The 18,837-nt window shown below is 69.7% G+C and carries 18 protein-coding genes; 15 read left to right on the top strand and 3 right to left on the bottom strand.

Annotation, left to right across the window (positions count from 1 at the left end; all coding sequences use genetic code 11):
- Positions 1–135 precede the first annotated feature (135 nt).
- From ACLJRM_RS25700 to ACLJRM_RS25740, 9 genes are all read left to right on the top strand, one after another.
- Positions 136–1,125: a Ppx/GppA phosphatase family protein gene (locus ACLJRM_RS25700; RefSeq protein WP_101612004.1), complete on the top strand. Its 990-nt coding sequence runs from the start codon at positions 136–138 to the stop codon at positions 1,123–1,125.
- A 105-nt stretch (positions 1,126–1,230) separates the two neighbouring features.
- Positions 1,231–2,841, top strand: a complete 1,611-nt coding sequence (locus ACLJRM_RS25705; RefSeq protein WP_410664492.1) for a hypothetical protein — start codon at positions 1,231–1,233, stop codon at positions 2,839–2,841.
- Between the two features lie 164 nt (positions 2,842–3,005).
- A complete protein-coding gene (locus tag ACLJRM_RS25710) occupies positions 3,006–3,731 on the top strand; it encodes a sugar phosphate isomerase/epimerase family protein (protein ID WP_233223111.1) in 726 nt (241 codons plus the stop codon).
- A gap of 141 nt (positions 3,732–3,872) precedes the next feature.
- On the top strand, positions 3,873–4,703 hold the full coding sequence (locus tag ACLJRM_RS25715; protein ID WP_101612006.1) for a thioesterase family protein: 831 nt from the start codon (positions 3,873–3,875) through the stop codon (positions 4,701–4,703).
- A gap of 102 nt (positions 4,704–4,805) precedes the next feature.
- Positions 4,806–5,615 carry a pyrroline-5-carboxylate reductase gene (gene proC / locus ACLJRM_RS25720; protein WP_101612007.1) on the top strand — a complete coding sequence of 270 codons (810 nt, stop codon included), beginning with the start codon at positions 4,806–4,808 and terminating at the stop codon, positions 5,613–5,615.
- 143 nt (positions 5,616–5,758) lie between these two features.
- Positions 5,759–5,974 (top strand): helix-turn-helix domain-containing protein, encoded by a 216-nt coding sequence (locus ACLJRM_RS25725; RefSeq protein WP_076164244.1) that lies wholly within the window; start codon positions 5,759–5,761, stop codon positions 5,972–5,974.
- 145 nt (positions 5,975–6,119) lie between these two features.
- Positions 6,120–6,221 (top strand): 30S ribosomal protein bS22, encoded by a 102-nt coding sequence (locus tag ACLJRM_RS25730; protein WP_007030867.1) that lies wholly within the window; start codon positions 6,120–6,122, stop codon positions 6,219–6,221.
- A gap of 287 nt (positions 6,222–6,508) precedes the next feature.
- Positions 6,509–7,558: an NAD-dependent epimerase/dehydratase family protein gene (locus tag ACLJRM_RS25735; RefSeq protein ID WP_101612008.1), complete on the top strand. Its 1,050-nt coding sequence runs from the start codon at positions 6,509–6,511 to the stop codon at positions 7,556–7,558.
- Positions 7,555–8,658, top strand: coding sequence for a lysophospholipid acyltransferase family protein (locus ACLJRM_RS25740; RefSeq protein ID WP_101612009.1), 1,104 nt, complete (start codon positions 7,555–7,557; stop codon positions 8,656–8,658). The genes ACLJRM_RS25735 and ACLJRM_RS25740 overlap by 4 nt, the downstream gene beginning before the upstream one ends.
- A 153-nt stretch (positions 8,659–8,811) precedes the next feature.
- Here ACLJRM_RS25740 and ACLJRM_RS25745 read toward each other — a convergent pair whose 3' ends face one another.
- The 3 genes from ACLJRM_RS25745 to ACLJRM_RS25755 form a co-directional block, all read right to left on the bottom strand.
- Positions 8,812–9,714: an HAD family hydrolase gene (locus tag ACLJRM_RS25745; protein WP_005151723.1), complete on the bottom strand. Its 903-nt coding sequence runs from the start codon at positions 9,712–9,714 to the stop codon at positions 8,812–8,814.
- Positions 9,715–9,810: 96 nt separating this feature from the next.
- A complete protein-coding gene (locus ACLJRM_RS25750; RefSeq protein WP_410664493.1) occupies positions 9,811–10,890 on the bottom strand; it encodes a DUF5667 domain-containing protein in 1,080 nt (359 codons plus the stop codon).
- Between the two features lie 109 nt (positions 10,891–10,999).
- Positions 11,000–11,710, bottom strand: a complete 711-nt coding sequence (locus tag ACLJRM_RS25755; RefSeq protein ID WP_101612011.1) for a sigma-70 family RNA polymerase sigma factor — start codon at positions 11,708–11,710, stop codon at positions 11,000–11,002.
- A 292-nt stretch (positions 11,711–12,002) separates the two neighbouring features.
- Between ACLJRM_RS25755 and ACLJRM_RS25760 the strand changes: the two genes are divergently transcribed.
- The 6 genes from ACLJRM_RS25760 to hemC all read left to right on the top strand — a co-directional run bounded on the left by ACLJRM_RS25760 (position 12,003) and on the right by hemC (position 18,805).
- A complete protein-coding gene (locus ACLJRM_RS25760; RefSeq protein ID WP_410664494.1) occupies positions 12,003–13,487 on the top strand; it encodes an AMP-binding protein in 1,485 nt (494 codons plus the stop codon).
- Positions 13,488–13,535: 48 nt separating this feature from the next.
- Complete coding sequence (locus tag ACLJRM_RS25765) at positions 13,536–13,772, top strand: glutaredoxin family protein (RefSeq protein WP_101612013.1); 237 nt, start codon at positions 13,536–13,538, stop codon at positions 13,770–13,772.
- Between the two features lie 57 nt (positions 13,773–13,829).
- Positions 13,830–15,365: a molybdopterin-dependent oxidoreductase gene (locus ACLJRM_RS25770; protein ID WP_410606025.1), complete on the top strand. Its 1,536-nt coding sequence runs from the start codon at positions 13,830–13,832 to the stop codon at positions 15,363–15,365.
- 349 nt (positions 15,366–15,714) lie between these two features.
- Positions 15,715–16,542 (top strand): redox-sensing transcriptional repressor Rex, encoded by an 828-nt coding sequence (locus tag ACLJRM_RS25775; protein ID WP_369862300.1) that lies wholly within the window; start codon positions 15,715–15,717, stop codon positions 16,540–16,542.
- Between the two features lie 2 nt (positions 16,543–16,544).
- Positions 16,545–17,861 (top strand): glutamyl-tRNA reductase, encoded by a 1,317-nt coding sequence (locus ACLJRM_RS25780; RefSeq protein ID WP_101612016.1) that lies wholly within the window; start codon positions 16,545–16,547, stop codon positions 17,859–17,861.
- Positions 17,858–18,805, top strand: coding sequence for a hydroxymethylbilane synthase (gene hemC / locus ACLJRM_RS25785; RefSeq protein ID WP_168214476.1), 948 nt, complete (start codon positions 17,858–17,860; stop codon positions 18,803–18,805). The genes ACLJRM_RS25780 and hemC overlap by 4 nt, the downstream gene beginning before the upstream one ends.
- Positions 18,806–18,837: the final 32 nt, after the last annotated feature.

Raw genomic sequence — 18,837 nt, forward strand, 5'->3', positions numbered from 1 at the left:
CCCGCATAAGACGCGGTGAAGGGAGCTTTCCCCTCATCGCATGCGGGGAAAGTCCCCTTCAGCCACCGGCTGTTGCGATACAGATCACGGTTACGGTTTCGTGACCTGACGTGCGGGCGGGTACCGTAGACGCTCGTGCGCCTAGGGGTACTCGACGTCGGTTCCAACACCGTCCACCTGCTCGTGGTCGACGCCCACCGTGGCGCCCACCCGACCCCGATGCATTCCGAAAAGGCCGTCCTGCGGCTCGCCGAGCAGATCACCCGCAACGGTGACCTGAGCCGCGCGGGCGCGGACAGCCTCGTGCGGGCGGTCGAATCCGCGAAGGCGGCGGCCCTCCGGCTCGGTTGCGAAGACGTCATGGCGTTCGCGACCTCGGCGGTCCGCGAAGCCAAGAACGCCCCGAAGGTACTGGCGAAGGTCCAAGAAGAGACCGGCGTCGAGTTGAAGGTGCTTTCCGGGGTCGACGAGTCCCGGCTCACCTTCCTCGCCGTCCGCCGCTGGTTCGGCTGGTCGGCGGGCAAGCTGCTGGTGCTCGACATCGGCGGCGGCTCGCTGGAGATCGCGATGGGCCGCGACGAGGAACCCGAGCTGGCCGAATCCCTCCCGCTGGGCGCGGGCCGGACCACCCGGACGCGGTTCCAGCACGACCCGCCGACCCGCTCCGAGCTCATCGCGACTTCGGCGTGGCTCGAAGAACAACTCGCCCCGCTCGCGAAGAAGGTCGCCAAATTGGGTGAACCCGATCGTGTCGTGGCGACGTCGAAGACGTTCCGGTCACTCGCCCGGCTGACCGGAGCGGCGCCGTCGACCAGCGGGCCACATGTGCGCCGTACCCTGACCGACACCGCGTTGCGCCAGCTCATCGCGTTCATCTCCCGGATGACCGCCCATGACCTGGCACAACTCGAAGGGGTCAGCGCGAGCAGGTCGCATCAGCTGGTGGCGGGAGCACTCGTCGCACAAGCCACCATGCGGGCGCTTTCCCTGGAAGAACTGGAGATCTGTCCGTGGGCACTGCGAGAAGGTGTCATCCTGCGACGGCTGGACCATTCGAACGGTGCGGACGAGACTGTGGGCGGCAGCGCCCGACTGGACTTCGTCGAAGGAGAACGGGCACGGTGAAGAGGTGACGGAAATGCGGATGACGGTGGATAGCGCGCGCGACGCCGCCGATGCCCCGTCGCGTGCCGGTTCACAACGGCTGGAGCGCGCATTGGACAGCACGGTATGACGGACGAGACAGAGAGCGGCCCGCCGCAGAAGACCGTGGCGGAGCTGCTCGCGCAGCACGGAGCCCAGCCCGAAGGCGGGCGCCGCAGGCGACGCCGCGCGGCCGACGACGAGGACGAGACTCCCGAGCCGCCGCGCGGCCGGCGCGAGCCCTCGGTGAGCGACACGGCGCCGCAGGCGATCATCGACAGGGTGTCCGGCGACACCCCGCCGCCGCCTTCGCGCCCGCCGCGCCGTTCGCGACCCCAAGCTCCGCCTGATGGATTCTCGGCGGAAAAAAGTACCTCGAACCCCGGCGCGCGTCCCGTTCCGCCAACGCAGCAGGACTCCGCGCCGCTGCCGGTGCCGCCGAACGTCGCGTCCACCCCGACCCGGCAGACGCCGCCGGTGCGCCCGCCGCAGGAGCAGAGCGGCTATCAGCAGCGTCCGCCGCAGCCGCCTCAGCAGTCGGGGCAGTTCGTGCGACCTGCCCCGCCGCAGGAGCAGAGCGGTTACCAGCAGCGTCCGCCGCAGCCGCCTCAGCAGTCGGGGCAGTTCGTGCGGCCGACCCCGCCGCAGGAACAGTCCGGTTACCAGCAGCGTCCGCCGGATTCCGAGGGCCTGCCTCCGCGCGGCCGTCCGCGGCCCGCGGGCCCGGAGGAGACCCGTGGCGCCGTGCCGCCGGTCCGCCGTCGCCCCGAGCCCCCCGCCGGACCGCCGTCCGCCGGACTTTCGGCGAGACTCGACGGCGGGGCCGACGCTCCGCCCGAAGACGTCCAGGACCCGCCCGGCCCGATGGCCAGTGGCGCGTTCGCGACCCCGCCCGCCCAGCCGGCGCGGCGCCGTCGTCCGCCCGCTCGTCCCGCCCAGCCCAAGGCCGAGCCGAGCACCGAGCAGTTCGCCGCGGTCGGCGACGACACCGCGCCCGAAGCCGAGGCGCCCGTAGAGCCCGCGGCTCCGCCCGCCGGTCTCGCGGGCTGGCGCAAACGCAGGCAGAAGGTGCAGTCCGAGGACACCGAGATCGGCGGGATCCCGCCGGTGCAGCCCCCGGTCGCACCCCTCGAACCGGACGCCGACCCCGAACAGGACCCGTTCGACGCCGGCCCGCCGACCCAGGCTTCGTCCCACCAGCCCCACCCCGCGCCGATGCCGTTCGTGCCGCCGCATTCGCTCGACGACCGCGAGCGGCAGGACAACCTCGACGAGTACGAACGCGAGTTCGCCGACCCGGCGTACCCCGACGGTGGCCCGGACTTCGGCCGCGAGGAGTACGGCTACCGCGCCGACGACTACGAAGACGACTACGACGAGCAGGACGCGGACGTCGTCGAAGAGGCCGAGGCCGAGGAGCCCGCCGAGAACGCCTCACCGGGGAAGCAGTGGCTGGCGCTCGCCGGTCAGCTCGCCCTGGGCGTGGTCGGCGGCGCCGGGGTCTGGCTGGGCTTCAACTGGCTGTGGGTGAACATCCCCGCCGCCGCGCTGGTCGCCGCGTTGCTGGTGATCGTCGCGCTGGTGTGGATCGTCCGCAAGATCCGCCGGGCGGAAGATCTGCAGACCACGGTGCTCGCGGTGCTGGTCGGACTGGTGGTGACGGTCTCACCGGCCGCACTCCTGCTGGTCGCGCGTTAGCCGGTGCCAGGGCGCTTTAGGCTCTCCCCGTGAGTGCTCTCGGGGACTCGCGCCCTGGCAGCGAGATCGCGAAGGGCGCGACAGACAAACACAGCGCGACAAATATTCCAGTAGGCGTATCCACCGCGTCCGTTTGGCCGTTGAAGGCGGGCGTGGCCTTCGAGATGGCCGCGGACCTCGGCTACGACGGCGTCGAGGTGATGATCTGGGCCGACCCGGTCAGCCAGGACGTCTCCGCGCTGCGCCGATGGTCGCGCCGCACCGGGGTGCCGGTGTTGTCGATCCACTCGCCGTCGCTGCTGATCACCCAGCGCGTGTGGTCGCCGGATCCCGAGGTGCGCCTGCGGATGTCCGTGGACGCGGCACTGGAACTGGGCGCGCGCACGGTCGTGGTGCATCCGCCGTTCCGGTGGCAGCGCCGCTACGGCGACGCGTTCGGGGACCTCGTCGACGAACTCGAAGAAGAGAGCGGCATCGAGATCGCCGTCGAGAACATGTTCAAGGTCCGCCCGCCCGGTGGGTCGCGGACCTCGCGCGTGTCGGCCTTCCGGCCGTCGATCGACCCTACGGACGTAGGGTTTCGCCACTACACGCTCGACCTGTCCCATACAGCGGCAGCCGGAATGGACGCCCTCGCGCTCGCCGAACGAATGGGAAAGGGGCTCACGCACGTCCATCTGGCGGACGGCACCGGCCTCCCGAAGGACGAGCACCTGGTGCCCGGACGCGGGATCGAACCCTGCGCCGAACTGCTCGAAAAGCTCGTGAACAGCGATTTCGCCGGACAGATCGTTCTGGAGATCAACACCCGCCGGTCGCCGAGCGCGGCACAGCGGTCGCGAGACCTCGCGGAGTCACTCTTGTTCGCGAGGTTTCACCTCGGTCAGTGACAAAGATCGTCTCCAGGTGCGGAGATTCATTCCTGCCTGCGCCCAAGGCGCTGCTACACGTAAAGTTCCGACCGTGAACCAGCTGCGCTTGTTGATCTCCCGCACCCCGATGGATCGGCTCGTGGCCTGGGTCAGTGCTCGGTGAACGCGGCAGACGAAACGGGCACCTCCTTCGACGCGGCATGCGCGACTCGATCACTGGGTGACGGCACGTTCACGGCGGTACTGCGCACCGAATGGTCGATCGGCGGCCATCCGCACGGCGGCTTCCTGATGGCGCTGATGGCGCGAACCGCCCTCTCGCTCCTCCACGAACGCGGCGAGCCGCCATCCGAGCCGCTGGCGATCAGCGCGGAGTTCCTGCACCCCCCGGCGGTGGGGCCGGTGCTGCTGCGTACCGACGTCCGGAAGGTCGGAAGGCGCGCCTCGGTCGTCGCGGTCCTGCTGGAGCAGCGGGGCCGCAGTTGCGTCGAGGCCAGGGTGACCACCGGGCGGCTGCCGATGCGGCGTCCGGAGTGGACCGACGTCCCGGCCATGCCCGCCGAGCCGCCGCCCGGCGCGGTGCCCATGACCGGTGAGACGTCCGAAGGCATGTTCAACCTGGCGAAGGGCTGCGAAGTCCGGCTGGATCCGGCGAGCGTCGGCTACCTGCACGGCCGGATCGGCGACCCGCCCAAGATCCGCCTGTGGGTCCGGCCGCGGCACGGTCTGCCGGATCCCTACTTCGCCCTGCTCGCGGGTGACGTGAACCCGCCGGTGGTCTACAACCTCGGCCGCGTCGGCTGGGCGCCGACCGTGCAGCTGACCGCGTTGCTGCGCACCCGCCCGGCGCCGGGCTGGCTGCGGGTGATCGTGCAGGCCCAGTCGGTGCACGAGGCCTGGTTCGATTCGGACGCCGTCGTGGTGGACTCGCAGGGCAGGCTGGTCTGCCAGTCGCGTCAGCTGGCGCTTGCCCCGGCGCCCGGAGGCTGACGGCGGTTTGGCACGCTGAACCGCCATGAGCGAGCCTGCGAGCGAATCATCGGCATAGTGTCCGCTCATGCGACGCGAAGTGACCCAGTACGAGGAGTAGGCATGAGTGTGATCGCGGTTCTGGGTGCCGGGAAGATCGGGGAGGCCCTGCTCTCGGGCCTGCTGCACGGCGGGCACAGCCCCGCTGACCTGCTGTTCACCGAGCGGTATCCGGCGCGCGCGGCCGAGCTGACCGAGCGCTACGGCGTGCACGGGGTCACCGTCGCCGACGCCGCGCGCCGTGCCGACGTGCTGGTCGTCGCGGTCAAACCGCAGGACATCGATCCGGTGCTGGCCGAGCTCGCGCCGCTGCTCGGCAAGGAGTCGCTGGTGGTCTCGCTGTGCGCGGGCCTGCCGACCGCCCTGTACGAGCGCAGGCTGGCCGAGGGCGTCCCGGTGGTGCGGGTGATGCCGAACACCCCGATGCTCGTCGGAGAGGCGATGAGCGCGGTCTCCGCGGGCGCGCACGCGACCGCCGAGCACGTCGCGGTGGTGAAGGAGCTGCTCTCCCACGTCGGGCAGGTCGTCGAGGTGCCGGAGTCGCAGCAGGACGCCGTCACGGCGCTCTCGGGATCCGGGCCGGCGTACTTCTTCTACCTGGTCGAGGCCATGATCGACGCCGGGATCCTGCTCGGCCTTCCCCGAGCGCTCGCCGGGCAGCTGATCATCCAGTCGGCGGTCGGGGCGGCGAAGATGCTCGCGGAGTCCGACGAGCACCCGGTGCTGCTGCGCGAAGCCGTCACTTCGCCCGCCGGGACGACCATCAACGCCATCCGGGAGCTGGAGAAGCACGGCGTCCGCGCCGCGCTGCTGGCCGCCATCGAGGCCGCGAAGGACCGCTCGACCGAGCTGGGCCGCGCCCACGAAGGCTGAAATCCGCTGGATACAGGCCCATCTCGGTGACTCGCGTCGCTTTAGCCACACGTGTCCCGCTACTCTCAGGAGAGCACGTGCGTGTCGATACCACAGGTGGGGAAGCCGCGTGGCGCGACACGTGTCGAAGGGCACGGTGATTCATGCCGTCGAACAAGAAGGATGATCTGCCCTCGGTGGGTCAGGTCCAGTTTCTGACGGTCGCCGAGGTGGCCACGCTGATGCGGGTCTCCAAGATGACCGTCTACCGACTGGTTCACTCGGGCGAGTTGCCCGCGGTGCGCGTCGGGAAGTCGTTCAGAGTGCCCGAAAAGGCCGTTCACGAATATCTGCAGGGCGCGTACTTCGACGTGGGCTGAGGCTCGCTTCGCGGAGCACAACGTGCCCGCCCGAGGGTGTCTTCCGGGGCGCGAGTACCCTGGAAGACCGCTCGTGCCTGTGCGCTCCACCCGTTGGACGCTGCGCCGGGCAGCGTGACCGACGACGAAGGAAGGAGCGCTCTCGATGGGCTCTGTGATCAAGAAGCGCCGTAAGCGCATGTCGAAGAAGAAGCACCGGAAGTTGCTGCGCCGGACGCGCGTTCAGCGTAGGAAGGCCGGCAAGTAAGACACAGCCGGTGAGTGGCCCGTCCAGTTTCTGGACGGGCCATTCCCATTTAGTGGACGGTTTCCGCCCATTCGAGTGAGACGTGGATCCCCTCTGCGAGCGTCGGGTTAATAGCATGTAAGCGCTGGCTCGACTACCCCTAATGAGCGGTAACATCTCAAGGGCAGCCGCGCGATGCTTCCCATGAGTGCGGGTTCGCGCACACTCGGTGGATCAAAGTCGTGCTCAAGGTCATCAGGACCCCGTGATCGAAGTCCGAGAACCGCCCCATAGCCGCAGGGAGTCCTATGCCGTCGAACATCGTGCTCGTGACCGGGGTCGGGGGAGACCTTGGCGGGAAGCTGCTCGCCAGACTCGGCAACAATCCGGAGTTCGAGCGGGTGATCGGCGTGGACACCACGCCCCCGCAGAAGTCGGTTCTGCAGCGCATGGGGCGCGCTGAGTACGTCCGTGCCGACATCCGCAATCCGCTGATCGCCAAGGTGATCAGCACGGCCAAGGTCGACACCGTGGTGCACGCGTCGTGCACCGCGCATCCGGCCGGTCCCGCTCGCCGCACGGCGATCAAAGAGGTCAACGTCATCGGCACGATGCGGCTGCTGGCGGCCTGCCAGCGCTCGCCGCTCGTGCGCAAGCTCGTGGTGAAGTCGACGGCCGCGGTCTACGGCGCGGGCGCGCGCTCCCAGGCCGTCTTCACCGAAGATTCCGAACTCATCCCCACCTCCACGAGCGGCTACGCGAAGGACGCCGTCGAGATGGAGGGGTACGTCCGCGGGCTCATGCGCCGCCGTCCCGACATCACGACGACGCTGCTCCGGTTCGCCAACATCATCAGCCCGGAGATCGATACCGTGCTCTCGCGCTACTTCGCGCTGCCGGTGGTCCCGACCGTCTTCGGCTACGACGCGCGGATCCAGCTGCTCCACGCCACCGACGCGCTGGCCGTCTTCGAACAGGCGACGCTGAACGACAAACCCGGCGTGTTCAATGTCGGCTCGGAAGGGGTACTCACCCTTTCACAGGCGATCCGGCGAGCCGGCCGGGTCGAACTGCCGATGCCCAGCGGTGTCGTGCCGTCGGTCGGCAAGGTCCTGCGCGGAGCCCGGGTGGTCGATTTCTCCGCCGATCAGGTCCGGTTGCTGAACTTCGGCCGCGTCGTGGACATCACGAAGCTCAAAAAGGACTTCGGCTACATCCCGCGGTGGACGACACGCGAGGCGTTCGACGACTACATCACCGGCCGCGGGCTCCGGCCCGTGGTGGACGGTGGCAGGCTGGCCGGGTTCGCGGGCAAGGTCCTGGTGGCCGCGGCGACCGGGCAGGCGGCGCACCGGTGAGCAGGCCGCGCGAGAACACCCCCGAAAACTCTCACGAAGGCGAGGCGGAAAACGTGAGCGGCGCTGAAGCGCAGGTCATCCCGTTGCACGGCCCCGGCAGAGAGAAGCCGGACTCGGCCGCTCAGGCGGATCGGGATCTTCGCGAGTCCGAAGAGGCGCAAGAGCAGCTGAAGCAGGAGCGCCGGGCCGACGCGCCCGTCGTCGAGTTCCCCGGGGCGGCGCGGGTCTCGCCCGCCCGGACCAGCCCGGCCGACGCGGACCTCCTCCCGGCCTCGCTCAGGACGGCGCTGGGGTTCCTGCGGGACCGGCTGACCGGTGACTACACCGTCGACGAGTTCGGTTTCGACGCCGAGCTCACCGAAACCCTGCTGCTGCCTCCGCTGCGCGCGCTGTACGAGAAGTGGTTCCGCGTCGACACCTTCGGCGTCGAGAACCTGCCCGCCGACGGCGGCGCGCTGCTGGTGTCGAACCACTCAGGCACGTTGCCGCTCGACGCGCTGATGACCGCCGTCGCCGTGCACGACCACGTCCCCGGCGGCAGGCACCTGCGCGGCCTCGGCGCGGATCTGGTGTTCCAGGTCCCGCTCGTCGGCTCCTTCGCCCGCAAGTCCGGGCAGACGCTCGCCTGCAACGCCGACGCGGAACGCTTGCTGCGCAAGGGAGAACTCGTCGGCGTCTGGCCGGAAGGGTTCAAGGGCATCGGGAAACCGTTCTCGTCGCGGTACAAACTCCAGCGGTTCGGCCGCGGTGGTTTCGTTTCCGCCGCGCTGCGGACCGGGGTGCCGATCATTCCCGTGTCGGTCATCGGCGCGGAGGAGATCTACCCGAAGATGGGCGACATCAAGCTGCTCGCGCGGGTGCTCGGCCTGCCGTACTTCCCGGTGACGCCGTTCTTCCCGCTGCTCGGCCCGCTCGGCGCGATCCCGCTGCCGACGAAGTGGAGCATCGAGTTCGGCGAGCCCATCCGCACGGACACCTACGAAGCGGACGCCGTGGACGACCCGATGCTGGTGTTCACGCTGACCGACCAGGTGCGGGAGTCGATCCAGCAGTCGCTGTACAAACGCCTTTCGCGGCGGAAGAGCGTCTTCAAGGGCTGAGCCCCCTACCCACGCGTTTCGTCCTCTAGTTGCGTTTGCTCCGCCTTCGGACGCTAGGAAAGGCCCGTTACTTGCAAAATTTGCAAGTAACGGGCCTTTCATTGCACGGGGGGGTGACACCCTCCGCAACTAGAGGACTAAACGCGAGAGGCGTCAGCGGCGCCGGTAAGCCATTCCGGCCGCCACGGCGCCTGCCACGGCACCGACGCCGAGCACCGAGGGCACGCCGATCTTCGCGGCCTTCCGCCCGGTCCGGAAGTCGCGGATCTCCCAGCCGCGTGCCCGCGCGACGTCCCGGAGACCGCCGTCGGGGTTCACCGCGACCGCGGTCCCGACGACCGACAGCATCGGGACGTCGTTCTGCGAGTCCGAATACGCGGTGCAGCGCTTGAGATTCAGCCCTTCGCGTGACGCCAGCGCCCGGACGGCATGGGCTTTCGCGCGGCCGTGGAGCAGGTCGCCGACCAGACGGCCGGTGTAGACGCCGTCCTTGGTCTCGGCGACCGTGCCCAGCGCGCCGGTGAGGCCGAGGCGCCGCGAGATGATGGCCGCGAGTTCGATCGGGGTCGCGGTGACGAGCCAGACGCGCTGCCCGGCGTCGAGGTGCATCTGCGCGAGCGCCCTGGTGCCGGACCAGATCTTGTCCGCCATCAGCTCGTCGTAGATCTCTTCGCTGATGTCGGTCAGTTCCTGCACGGTGCGACCGGCCACAAAGGACAGTGCGCGCTCGCGGTGGGTTTTGATGTCTTCCTTGTTCTCCCGGCCGCCGAGCCGGAATTTCACCTGCTGCCAGACGAATCCGGCCAGATCGGCGGAGGTGAAGAACTTGCGCGCGGCCAGGCCGCGGGCGAAGTAGAAGATCGACGCGCCCATCATCATGGTGTTGTCGACGTCGAAGAACGCGGCCGCTGTCAGGTCCGGCGGTGCGGGTGGCGCGGGCGGTTCGAGTGCTTCGGCGGACGCGGTCGCCATGGCGGCCTCGGCCGACGCTTCACCCGCCAGCTCGGCCAGCCGTTCGAGCTCTTGACTCTTATCCTTGCCCCGCCAAACTGACACGCACACCGCCTCCGGAATCCCAGGTGCCTATGCACAGCGTAGCGAGAGCTCAACCGAGTCGTACCAGGTGTGGCGCCTGCCTCATCACCCGGCGCGTCAGCCGATGATGATCGGCGGTAACCCCGGGATGAGCGGCGGAATCGAAATCAGCGGCGGCGGGGGTGTGGTGGTCGTCGGCGGGGGCGGCGTCTTCGTCTGGGTGGGCGTCGCCACCACGGGCGGCGGCGTCCCGCCGGTAGGCGGCGCGAGCGGTCCGGTCGGGGTCGCGGTGTCCACGTTCGACGTCGGCGGCACCGAGGTCGGCGACGGTGACCCGGTCGGTGCCGAGGACGGCGCGGGCGAGATCACCGGCGGCACGACGGCGTTGGGGGAGCCGGGGTCGCGGACGCAGTCACCGGCGGCCGGGAGCGCGCCCAGATCGTCGGAAGTGCCCGTGGTGATGGTGTAGCAGACCAGTCGGGAGCCGAGATCCGTCGTGCGCGCCTGGACCTTGTCGAGCAGGACACGGGCGGCGGCGAACTTGTCGCGGGCCTCGGCGGGGGCGTTCCCGACCTGGAGGCCGAGCCGGTCGGACTGCTGCCGCGCCCACGAGCTGAGTTCGGCCAGCCTGCTCTGGCCGCCCTGATCGGTGACGACCGCCGTCAGCTGCGTCACGCCCGCCCGCAGATCGGTCTCGAAATCGGCGAGACCGGTGAAGTACGCGCCGGTGGACGCGCCCTGGCGGGTCAGTTCGTCGAGTTCGCCGACGCGGTTCGTGGCGAATTCCAGGTGCTTCTTCGCCTTGTCCTGCTCGTCGAAGGTGAGCCCGAGCGCGGCCGATTCACCCGCTCGTTTGATGCCGTAGAGCGGATCGCCCGGCAAGGCGTCCCTGGACAGCAAGAGGGTGATGCCGCCCAGAGCGAGGAAGAGCGCGACGGCGGCCGCGGAAAGGTTGGCGATGGTGTGACCACGGCGTTTCGAGGGGGCTTCGGCTTCGGCGAGGCGTCCGGCGATCTCGTCGCGGATCCGCTTCCGGGTTTCGGCGTCGGGGGCGCCACCGGCGCCGAGTTCGCGCAGGCCGCCGACGAGCGCCAGTTCCAGTTCGAATTCGTCGTCCCGGGGTGGGGTGCCGTCGACAAGGTCCGCGAAGCGGTCACCGTCCGCTCGCTCCCGTGCGAACCATCCCGGCACGCCCACGGCGAAGTCTCCATCTGCTCAGCCCGGTCCTGACACCGGTCTGGCTGGGAAAACGAGCGGGGACGCCCAAGGGTTACGGCAAGGCCCGGTCAGGAGTAAATATGGGACTTTAACGCAATCCGGTGGGCAGAAGTTGTGCCAAACGGCGTACCGCGCGGTGCTGAAGGGCCTTGATGGCACCTTCGTTGCGCTTCATGATGGCCGCCGTCTCGGCGACCGAAAGTCCCTGCATGAACCGCAGCACGATGCACTCACGCTGGTCTTCACCGAGTTCGGCGACGCAACGCAGCAGTTCGGCGCGGGTGGCGCGGCTGATGGCCTGCTGTTCGGGCCCCGCGACGGCCTGCACGCCGACGTTCCCGATCGGCGCACCGCTCGGCTCGGCGACCTCGTCGGTGACGACCTCGAGGCGGAACCGGCTCGACTTCACGTGGTCGAGGATGATGTTGCGCGCGATGGTGACGAACCAGGCGCCGACGTCACGCCCCTGGTAGCTCACCGACGTGATGCGGCGCAGCGCGCGCAGGAAGGTCTCGCTGGTGACGTCCTCCGCGAGATCCCGGTCGCCGAGGCGGAACAGGACGTAGCGGTAGACGACGTCGACATAGCGGTCGTAGAGCCTGCCGAAGGCGGACGTGTCGCCGCCTTGCGCGGCACTCACCAGTTCCCAGGCTTCGGCCTTCGCGGCCTCGGCGGCGGCGTCGGTCGTCTCGGTCTTGTCGCCGGACTTGGCCCTCGACGACGGAACCGCGGGGAAACCGCTCCGCCGGAGGATGTGGCCCGCCAGCATCGAGACGGGGTTCGGCGCGGGAAGGGTCACCGTGCACCTCCCGTTCCGGACTCCGAAGACCGGCCCGCATGTCCCACCGCCGCGTGGGCCTGCAAGATCTGCACGTCCGGACTCCCTTTCTCACCATCGAGTGATCAACACCACTCGACGACGATCAGCAGCATACGTGTAGTTACCGCGAAGTAGGTAGCGGTGCCGGGGTTACGGAACTGCGACGAAAGCGAGTGACACCCATGACGGTGGCCGAGATGACAAACTGGCAACGCCGTTCACCGAGGGAAGAGGTTCGCAGTTGAGCGCGGAGCAGGTTGCCGAAGGAAGCGTGCCCACCTTGCTCGCCGAGGCCGCCCGGCAGTGGCCCGGCAAGGCCGCCGTCCACGAGACCGGCGGAGGGGTCTCGCTGACCTGGGCGGAACTCGACAGCGCCGTCCACACGCTGGCCCGCGCCCTGCTCGACGCGGGAATCGAGCGCGGCGACAGGGTGGCGTTGCGGCTGCCGACGTCGGCCGCTTTCGCCGTCTCGCTGTTCGGGGCACTCCGGGCGGGCGCGGTGGTCGTCCCGATCTCGCCGCAGGCTCCGGTGGCGGAGCTGAACGGGCTGCTGGAGCACAGCGGCGCGCGGCTCGTCCTCGAACGTGAGACGACCGAAGAGCTCCTCGACGGAGTGACGAGCCTCTCACCACCTGTTACTTCGGATGGAGCAGCCGAACCGGTCGAGGCGGCCGGGGCCGGTGAGGACATCGCGGTCATTTCGTACACCTCCGGAACGACGGGCCCGCCGCGCGGCGTGATGCTGTCGCACCGGGCGTTGCTGGCGAACCTCGATCAGCTGAGCCGGATCGTCCCGACGCCGCTCGTGCACGGCGACCGCGTGCTCATCACCATCCCGCTGTTCCACGTCTACGGACTGGGGCCCGGCCTGCTGCAGGTCGCGTCGGTCGGCGCGACGGCGATCCTGTCCGAGCGTTTCCTCGCCGAGCGGACGCTGGCCGACTGCGCCGAGTACCGGGTGACCTCGATCGCCGGCGTGCCCGCGATGTACGCCGAATTCGCCGCGATGGACCCCGAAGAACTGGGCGCAGGCCTGTCCACCGTCCGGCGGATGACGTCGGGCGCGGCGCCGCTGCACCCCAAGATCCTTACCTCGCTTCGCGGCGCCACAGGGTTGGACGTCTACGAGGGCTACGGCCTCACCGAATGCGCGCCCGTGGTCACCACGACGCTGGTCACCGGCTATCCGAAGCCGGGTTCGGTGGGACGGCCGTTGCCCGGTGTCGAGCTCCGGCTGGTCGACAGCGACGGCGACGCGACGCCCGTCCCGCAGGATCCGGACGAACTCGGCGACGCCTTCGACGAGGACGGCGGCACCGGCCTGGTGTCGATCCGCGGCGCGAACCTGTTCTCCGGCTACTGGCCCGACGGCTCGCACGGTCCCGACGAGGAAGGCTGGTTCCGCACCGGCGACGTCGGCTACCTCGACACCGACGGCGACCTGCACCTGGTGGACCGGGCCAACGACCTGATCATCGTCAACGGCTTCAACGTCTTCCCGCACGAGGTCGAGAACGTGATCTCGATGCTGGACGAGGTCGTCGAGGCGGGTGTCGTCGGTGTCGTCGACGAGCGGACCGGCGAAGCGGTGAAGGCCGTCGTCGTTCCCGCGCCCGGCGCTTCGCTCTCGGAGCAGCAGGTCGTCGAGCACTGCGCGGCGCACCTGGCCGGGTACAAGGTGCCGCACACCGTCGAGTTCGCGGAGTCGCTGCCGCATTCGGCCACCGGAAAATTGCGCCGCCTCCGACTGCGCTGATGGGCCCTCGGCGGAAAAGAGTGCCTCGGACCAGGTAAGGATTGACGCATGGCGCACCACGTGACCGTCATGACCCGCACGGGCTGCCACCTGTGCGAGGTCGCGGAACAGGACATCGAGCGGATCTGTGGCGAGCTGGGCGTCGCCTGGTCGGCGGCGGACGTCGACAGCGACCCCGAATGGCGGGCCGAATACGGCGACCGCGTGCCGGTGATCCTGATCGACGACGCCGAGCACGGGTACTGGCGGGTCGAAGAGGACAGGCTCCGGAAGGCGCTGGCGTAACACACTCGTAAGGGCGAACGGCCGATCTTCCGGGGTATCCCTGGCGAAGATGGAGTCGTGGACGACGAACGCAGGCTCACCTTCCCGCAAGCCGCTCTGACCGGGCTGCTCGCCCTCGCCGCCGCGCTCGGCGTCGGGCATCTCGTCGCGGGCTTCGTCGGGTACACGGCCTCGCCGTTCGTCGCCGTCGCGAACTTCGTCATCGACCACAGTCCGCACGCCGTCGTGGCCTGGGCCGAGCGGACGCTGGAGACGTGGGACAAGCCGATCCTCAAGATCGGCCTCGCCGTGGTGCTGGTGCTGATCGCGCTGCTCGCGGGTCAGCTTTCGCGCCGCAAGCCGCTGCCCGGCCAGGTGATCGTCGGCCTGCTCGGCGCGGCGGGCGTCGCCGCCGTCTACGTGCGCACCGACCTCGGGCAGGTCTCGTTGCTGGCGCCGGTGGCCGCGACGGTCGCCGGGCTCGTCGTCTTCACCTGGTTGCAGTCGTTCTTCCGCCCGCCGGTGTTCTTCGACGCCCGCGAGGGCGAGGGCCCGGACCGGCGGAAGGTGCTGATCACCGGCGCTTCCGTCGCGGCGGGCGCGGGTGTCGCCGCGCTGACCGGCCAGTTCGTCGGAACGCGGAAGAACGCCGAGGAGTCGCGCGCCGCCGTCGGCAGGCTCGTCGCGACGAGGACCGCGCCGCCGATCCCGCCCGACGCGGACTTCGTGAAGTTCGGCACCCCGCCGTACCTCACTCCATCGAAGGATTTCTACCGGATCGACACTGCCCTGGTCGTCCCGCAGGTCCGCACCGAGGACTGGAGCCTGCGGATCCACGGGATGGTCGATCGCGAAGTCACCTATACGTATGACGACATCCGCTCGCGGCCGCTGCTCGAACGCGACGTCACGCTGTGCTGCGTCTCCAACGAGGTCGGCGGTCCGTACATCTCCAACGCGCGCTGGATCGGCATCGACCTGCGCGACCTGCTGACCGAGGCGGGCGTGAAACCCGGCGCCGAGCAGATGTTCGCGACCAGCGTCGACGGCTGGACCTGCGGAACCCCGGTCGAAGCCGCGCTGGATCCCGGACGCGGCGCGATGCTCGCCATCGGCATGGACGGCGAACCGTTGCCGATCGAGCACGGCTTCCCGGCGCGGATCGTGATCCCCGGGCTGTACGGCTACGTGTCCGCCACGAAATGGGTGACCGAGCTGGAGATCACCACGTGGAAGGACCGCGAGGCGTACTGGCTCAACCGCGGCTGGGGCCGCGAAGGACCGGTGAAGACACAGTCGCGGATCGACGCGCCGGGTTCGGCCGTGACCGCGGGCAAGGTCGTCGTGTCCGGGATCGCGTGGGCGCAGCACACCGGCGTCGCGAAGGTCGAGGTCCGCGTCGACCAGGGGCCGTGGCGGGAGACCGTCCTGTCGGCCGAGACGTCGAAGGACACCTGGCGGATGTGGTGGGCCGAGGTGGACGTCGCCGCTGGTCAGCATCAGGTCGCGGTCCGGGCGACGGATCAGTCCGGCTACACGCAGACGGAAACGCGGGTGGGAACGGTGCCCGACGGGGCGACCGGCTGGCACGCAGTGTCTTTTAACGCGCGCTGACGGAAACCTTTCGCAGGGCGCCGGGCCGTCCTGCACGTCACGCAGGTGCGAAGGGCGCCCTGCAAAACGTTCCCGTGGGCCTTCGGCCCAAGAGAGGCGCGCGCCGGTGAAGTCCCCCGTCGAGCTGACGCGCTCCCGAGCGACGGTCCGCCGGTAGGGTTAGAAGCTCTACGCGACATTGAACACAGCACCTACCAGTGACTTTGTGCCTGCGTTCACAAGTGGCTACCGTAGATACGTCGCCTCCGAAAGCGCCCGGCATCGAACCGGACTCAGCGCCGCGGGTCAAGAGCCGATTTCCCGGTTCGGGCGACTCATGTACTCAGCAGGACCAGAGGAGCGGACAAGCGTGGTGTCGCAACGAGGCCGGCGCACCCGGGTGACACCGGACGCCGACAACGCGCCCACCGCGGAGATGCCCGCCGTCGAGGCCACCGCCGAGCCGGAAGCCGTCCGCGCGAAGTCGATTCCCGAGGCCGCTGTCGCGCGCCTCGCCGTCTACCTCCGCGTCCTTTCCGGGCTGGCCGAGCAGGGCGCGACGACGATCTCCAGCGAGGAGCTCTCGCAGGCCGCGGGCGTCAACTCCGCGAAACTGCGCAAGGACCTGTCCTACCTCGGCTCGTACGGCACCCGCGGCGTCGGCTACGAGGTCAGCGTCCTGGTCAGCCAGATCGAGCGGATCCTCGGCCTGACCCGCAAGCACAAGGTCGCCGTGGTCGGGATCGGTAACCTCGGGCACGCGCTGGCCAACTACGGCGGGTTCCCCGGCCGCGGGTTCCCGGTCGAGGCGCTGTTCGACCTCGACCCGGATCTGGTCGGCGTGCCGGTCGGCGGCCTCCCGGTCTCCCATCTCGACGAGATCCCCAAAGTCTGCGCCGAACGGCAGATCTCCATCGGCGTCATCGCCACTCCGCCCACCGCCGCGCAGTCGGTCTGCGACCGGCTCGTCGCAGGTGGCGTGCAGTGCATCCTGAATTTCGCCCCGGTGGTGCTGCAGGTTCCGGCCCATATCGAGGTGCGCAAGGTCGATCTCGCCGTCGAGCTGCAGATCCTGTCGTTCCACGTCGCTCGCCGCGCGGATTTGGCCGCTCACGGCAACGGCGGAGGAGACGCCGCCCCCAAGGGCGCCGAGAATGGCAGCGTGAACGGCCACGGCAACGGAATGGTGGTGCGCTGAAGATGAGCGTGTTGGCGGTCGGGCTTTCGCACCGCAGTGCCGAGCTGAACACCCTGGAGCGCGTCGCGGTCCCCGCGACCGACGTGACCAAGGTGCTCCACGAGCTGCAGCAGGCCGAGCACGTCAGCGAGGCGATCCTCGTCTCCACCTGCAACCGCATCGAGGTCTACGCGGTCGTCGAGACCTTCCACGGCGGCCTGAACGACGTCTCCGACGTGCTCGCCCGGCAGGCCGGGATGGAGCCCGCGGACCTTTACGACTCGCTGTACGTGCACTACGCGGGCGCCGCGATCGAGCACCTGTTCTCGGTCACCTCCGGGCTGGACTCGATGGTCGTCGGCGAGACGCAGATCCTCGGCCAGATCCGGTCGTCGTACGCCACCGCGCGCGACGCGGGCACCGTCGGCCGCACGCTGCACGAGCTGATCCAGACCACGCTGCGCGTCGGCAAGCGCGTCCACAGCGAAACCGGGTTGGACAAGCTCGGCGCGTCGGTCGTCTCCGAGGCGCTGGCCGCTGCCGGGGACATCGCGGGCAAGCGCGCGCTGATCGTCGGCGCCGGGTCGATGGGCGCGCTGACCGCGTCCCAGCTGCGCAAGTCCGGGATCGGCGAGATCACCATCGCCAACCGCACCGAAGCCAGGGCCGCCCGCCTCGCCGCCGCGAGCGTCGAGCAGGGAGTGCCCGCGAAAGCCGTCCAGATGAGCGGGATCGCGGACGCGGTCGCCGAGGCGGACGTCGTCGTCTGCTGCACCGGCGCGAACGCCGCGGTGTTCACCACCGCGCACGTCCCGGCCCGCGCCGGTCGCCCGCTGGTCGTCTGCGACCTCGGACTCCCGCGTGACGTCGAGCACGAGGTCGCCGAGCTGGCCGACGTCACCGTTGTCGACCTCGAGACCATCCAGCGCCGCATGCGCGAAGCGGGCACCCCGACCACGGAACGCCAGACCGCGAAGGCCACCGGCATCGTGCTCGACGAGGTGCGCGAGTACCTCGCCGGCCAGCGCAGCGCCGAGGTCACCCCGACGGTGACGGCGTTGCGGCGCCGGGCGGCCGAGGTGGTCGACGCCGAACTGCTGCGGCTGGACAACCGCCTGCCGGACCTCGAAGCCGGGGTCCGCGAGGAGGTCGGCCGCACGGTCCGCCGAGTGGTCGACAAGCTGCTGCACGCGCCGACAGTGCGGGTCAAGCAGCTGGCCGCCGAGACGGCCGACACCGATTACGCCAACGCGCTGCGCGAGCTGTTCTGCCTCGACCCGCAGGCGCCCGCCGCCGTGGCGAGTCCTACGTCAACGCCGAAAGACAGTGATCATCAGTGAGCAGAGTCATCCGGATCGGGACGCGCGGCAGCAAACTCGCCCTCGCGCAGACCGGCACCATCGCCGACGCCCTGCGCGCCACCGGGGCCGAGGTCGAGCTCGTCACCGTGACGACCCCCGGCGACAAATCGTCCGCCCCGATCCCGACGATCGGGGTCGGCGTGTTCACTTCCGCGCTGCGCGAAGCCTTGCTGCGCGAGGAAGTCGACGTCGTCGTGCACTCGTACAAGGATCTGCCGACGAAACCGGAGCCGGGCATCGTGCTCGCCGCCGTGCCGCTCCGCGAGGACCCGCGTGACGCGCTGATCGCCCGTGACGGGCTCACTCTCGGCGAGCTGCCGCCCGGTTCGACCGTCGGCACCGGCTCGCCGCGGCGCACCGCGCAACTGCGCGCGCTCGGTCTCGGTTTGGAAATCGTGCCGATCCGAGGCAATATCGACACCCGCATGCGCAAGGTGACCGACGGAGAGCTCGACGCCGTCGTCCTGGCGCGTGCCGGACTGGCCAGGATCGGCCGGGCGGAGGAGATCACCGAGACCCTCGACCCGATCCAGATGCTGCCCGCGCCCGCACAGGGCGCGCTGGCGGTGGAGTGCCGGGCCGGAGACGTGGACATCGAGCACCTGCTCGGGTCCACAGTGGACGATGAAGGCACCCGTGCCGTGGCGACCGCCGAGCGGGCGTTGCTCGCGGCGCTGGAAGCCGGGTGCAGCGCACCGGTCGGAGCGCTGGCGGAGATCGTCGAAGACCTGGACGCCGATGGCCGGGTCGTCGAGCGGATCTCGTTGCGGGGCACCGCCGCCGTCGAAGCTGACGGGGAAGCGGTCGACATGGTGCGCGCTTCCGCGCTCGCCGACAAGCACGAAGCCGAACAACTCGGCCGGACACTGGCCGCCGAGCTGCTCGACCTGGGGGCCGGCGCACTGTCCGGCCCCGCCCAGTGAGTCAGAACGTTGAAGGTAGGGCCGCGATCGAC

This window comes from Amycolatopsis sp. lyj-84 (genome assembly GCF_046549075.1).
GTDB lineage: Bacteria > Actinomycetota > Actinomycetes > Mycobacteriales > Pseudonocardiaceae > Amycolatopsis.

Bases quoted from the DNA above. Each gene is read 5' to 3' on its own strand.
- ACLJRM_RS25705 (WP_410664492.1), top strand. From the start codon at position 1,231: ATGACGGACGAGACAGAGAGCGGCCCGCCGCAGAAGACCGTGGCGGAG.
- ACLJRM_RS25710 (WP_233223111.1), top strand. From the start codon at position 3,006: ATGGCCGCGGACCTCGGCTACGACGGCGTCGAGGTGATGATCTGGGCC.
- proC (WP_101612007.1), top strand. From the start codon at position 4,806: ATGAGTGTGATCGCGGTTCTGGGTGCCGGGAAGATCGGGGAGGCCCTG.
- ACLJRM_RS25725 (WP_076164244.1), top strand. From the start codon at position 5,759: ATGCCGTCGAACAAGAAGGATGATCTGCCCTCGGTGGGTCAGGTCCAG.
- ACLJRM_RS25730 (WP_007030867.1), top strand. From the start codon at position 6,120: ATGGGCTCTGTGATCAAGAAGCGCCGTAAGCGCATGTCGAAGAAGAAG.
- ACLJRM_RS25735 (WP_101612008.1), top strand. From the start codon at position 6,509: ATGCCGTCGAACATCGTGCTCGTGACCGGGGTCGGGGGAGACCTTGGC.
- ACLJRM_RS25765 (WP_101612013.1), top strand. From the start codon at position 13,536: ATGGCGCACCACGTGACCGTCATGACCCGCACGGGCTGCCACCTGTGC.
- ACLJRM_RS25780 (WP_101612016.1), top strand. From the start codon at position 16,545: ATGAGCGTGTTGGCGGTCGGGCTTTCGCACCGCAGTGCCGAGCTGAAC.